The sequence below is a fragment of the Streptomyces sp. SID1328 genome (genome assembly GCF_009865595.1).
In the GTDB taxonomy this organism is placed as follows: Bacteria; Actinomycetota; Actinomycetes; order Streptomycetales; family Streptomycetaceae; genus Streptomyces; species Streptomyces griseoluteus.
The window spans coordinates 1-2,885 of sequence record NZ_WWKH01001001.1; the positions used below are offsets into that span (position 1 = coordinate 1).

General features: G+C 69.5%; 4 protein-coding genes. 2 read left to right on the top strand and 2 right to left on the bottom strand.

The features are described 5' to 3' along the window. Positions 1–283: 283 nt before the first annotated feature. The gene (locus GT030_RS32295) at positions 284–535 is read left to right on the top strand and encodes an alpha/beta hydrolase (RefSeq protein ID WP_161204121.1); all 252 of its coding nucleotides are present in this window, start codon (positions 284–286) and stop codon (positions 533–535) included. 362 nt (positions 536–897) lie between these two features. Here the strand turns inward: GT030_RS32295 and GT030_RS32300 are convergent, their stop codons facing one another. After that, a complete protein-coding gene (locus tag GT030_RS32300; RefSeq protein WP_161204122.1) occupies positions 898–1,251 on the bottom strand; it encodes a DoxX family protein in 354 nt (117 codons plus the stop codon). Positions 1,252–1,599: 348 nt separating this feature from the next. Further along, complete coding sequence (locus GT030_RS32305; protein ID WP_237522972.1) at positions 1,600–2,484, bottom strand: pirin family protein; 885 nt, start codon at positions 2,482–2,484, stop codon at positions 1,600–1,602. 96 nt (positions 2,485–2,580) lie between these two features. Between GT030_RS32305 and GT030_RS32310 the strand changes: the two genes are divergently transcribed. Then, positions 2,581–2,885 (top strand): helix-turn-helix domain-containing protein (locus GT030_RS32310; protein WP_237522973.1); only part of this gene is annotated, 305 nt, incomplete at its 3' end.

Consider the following 2,885-nt stretch of genomic DNA (forward strand, 5'->3'; position numbering starts at 1 on the left):
TCTATGAGTCAACTTGTCTCACTGTGACCTGGGTCACTCCCATGGGGGGGCCCAAAATCCATTCACGTCAGGCACACGGTCGACCGGCGCCTCGTCACCTACGCAATTGCTCTGCACACCGAAGTTGACGACCCGGTCGTCCTCATTCACGGCCTCGGGTGCGACTGGCACCACTACGCACGCCAGTCGGCCGGCTCGCCCACGCCCGGCGCGTGGTCGCGGTCGACGTGCGCGGCGGCCGAAGCAGGAACCGCTGGACCCGCCCGGCTGGACCACCGCGGACATGGGCCACGCTGCCTTCGATGCCCGTGACCGTCTGCACGAGATCGCCGTGCCGACCACGGTCATACACAGTGAACTGGACGCCACCGTGCCCGTCGCCGCCGGCCCGGCACTGGCCGAGGCGATTCCCGGCGCCGCCCTGTGCCTCCTGCCCGGCGAGGGCCACTACGCCATCGTCCAGGTGCCCGAGAAGTTCAACCCGCTCCTCGCCGAGGCGCCGGGTGTCCCGGCGGAATCGGTTCCGAAGCGCTAAGCGCGGACTCGCCTCGCAGCGGACCCCGAGCTTGTCGTATCCCGCGGCGACGGCGCCGTGCCTCTTGATGCGTTGCTCCCGCCCTCGACCGCGTGGCGCTCGTGGTGGTCGGCCGGGTCGAGATGCCGGCGGCCGACCGCCGCGAGAGTCGCGCCTTCTGGCGTTGCGCGCCCGGTCGGCCTCGTTCCGGCCTGCCCGACGGTCGGCTGCAGCTTGGTGCCCCCCACTCGAACGTCCCCGTCCGTGATCGCGGGGTTCGGCAGAGACTCCGGCCGGGGGTTACCAACGAGCGGTCGCTGACAGACGCGGCGGTCGACGACGACGTGTCTGCGCCCGGCCGGGCCGGAGCCGGTGAAGGGCGCTCAGGAACTGGCAAGTCGCGTGATCAACACGGCCGCGGCCACTCCCGCGAAGACCAGAGCCGGGACGAGGGCCTTGGGAGCGTCCTTCATGCTCAGGTGCGCGCGCACGGCACCGGCGCACACCAGGAGCAGTCCGCCGGCGGCCGCCACGCCCAGCGGCCAGAACCACAGGCCGACGACGACTCCGACTGCCCCTGCCAGTTCCAGCAGACCGATGGCTCGGAAGGCGGTGGTCGAGTAGCCCATGCGGTCGGCGTCGGCGGCCGCGGAGGGCTGCGCGAGAACCTTGGGGAGTGCGGCCGCTGCGAAGCCGAGGGCCAGCAGAGCGGACAGGATCACGGTCGCGGTGAACATCGAAGTACCTAACGGGAGAGGGTGCCGCCGGGGCAGGCGGTCAGAAAGGGGGGTGTCGCCGACTGCGGCGCCCTGGGAGTCGCGGAGCGCGTCCGATGTCCCTCGCGCTGTCGCCACGACCAGTCCGTCCAGGTCCACCGGCTGACCGGTCGGCATGCGCAAGAGCGTCATCATGGCGCTTCGGGCGTCGGCGCCCGGAGCATCGAGGTCGGCGATGGAGCCGGCGGTCCCGTGCAGCGCGCCCTGCGGGGACTGCAACTCGGGAGCGCGGAGGCTCTGCGGTGTGCTTGCCGCACCGGTGTGCGGGCGGACGGGCACGAAAATCGAGCGGTGCGGGGTGCTCGGACGTCAGCGGTGCTGGAGGCGGGCCTGGTTCGGGACGGCACCGAACCTGCCGCTCTGGAAGTCGCGGAAGGCCTGCTCGATCTCGTGCGCGCTGTTCATCACGAACGGGCCGCCCATCACGACGGGCTGACCGATCGGCTCACCGCTGTAGACCATGACCACGCTGGCTGCGTCGCCGTCGGCGGTCTCCAGCGTGAGGGCCGAGGAGGAAGCCTGAGGAAGGGGATCGGACCAGGCGGTCTCCCCCGCCTGAACGGGGCGTCCGGCGATCGTCACCGTGCCGGACAGGACATGGAGGAAGGCCCGGTCCCGACCCGGCAACACGTGCTCCAGGCGTCGGCCGGGCTCGAGGGTGATCAGCGCTCCGGAGATGGGCCAGTTGTTGACCGCGGGGCCCTGGACGCCGCCGATCTCACCCGAGATCACGTCGATGTGGGCGCCGTCCTTTTCGATGCCAGGTCGTCGGCCGGCCAGCAGGTCCTGGTACCGGGTGTCGACCATCTTCATCTCGGGCGGAAGGTTCACCCACAGCTGCAGCGTGTGCGCCCGTTCGTTGCGAAAGGCGAGTTCGCGGTGGATGATGCCACGCCCCGCGGTCATCCACTGCACGTCTCCGGTGGTCAGCGCGCCGGCGTGACCGATGTTGTCGCCGTGTTCCAGTACTCCGTCGAGGACTATGGTGACCGTCTCGACGCCGCGGTGGGGATGCCATTCGAAACCGGGTGAGGAGAACCAGTCCTCGCTCAGCAGCAGGAACGGGTCCGTGAGCTCCGGCCTCAGCGGCGTGATGATCACGTTCCTGTCGTCGACCTGCGTGTCCGGTCCGAAGTGCATCTTCCTCTCGACGCGGACGACGCTCCGTTGCGCCGCGCCCTGCGGGACTCCCATGCCCTGCATCCCTTCCGTACGGACACATCGAGTTGATGCGTCACCTCAACGGTACGGGACTGAGTTGACGTGTCAACTCGGCATTATGATGACGGTATGGAGCAGCAGGCATTGAGTGGGCGCGAACTGCGCGCCTGGCGGGCGTTCTTCCAGATGCAGGAGGTTCTGCGGTCACGTATCGAGCAGCAGCTCCAGGCGGGCGGTGGGCTGTCGAACGCCGACTACACGGTGCTCGTCGCCCTGTCCGAAGCCCCGGACGGGCGTCTGCGCGCCCACCAGCTCAGCAACGAACTGGGCTGGGAGAAGAGCCGCCTCCACCACCAGCTCACCCGCATGTGCAAGCGTGGCCTGGTGGAGCGCCGAAGCGGCGGCTCACGCGCCATGTATGCGGTGCTCACCCC

What these genes read in the sequence shown, in the direction of transcription:
- GT030_RS32300 (WP_161204122.1), bottom strand. Translation starts at nt 1,251, where the DNA reads ATGTTCACCGCGACCGTGATCCTGTCCGCTCTGCTGGCCCTCGGCTTC.
- GT030_RS32305 (WP_237522972.1), bottom strand. Translation starts at nt 2,484, where the DNA reads ATGGGAGTCCCGCAGGGCGCGGCGCAACGGAGCGTCGTCCGCGTCGAG.
- GT030_RS32295 (WP_161204121.1), top strand. Translation starts at nt 284, where the DNA reads ATGGGCCACGCTGCCTTCGATGCCCGTGACCGTCTGCACGAGATCGCC.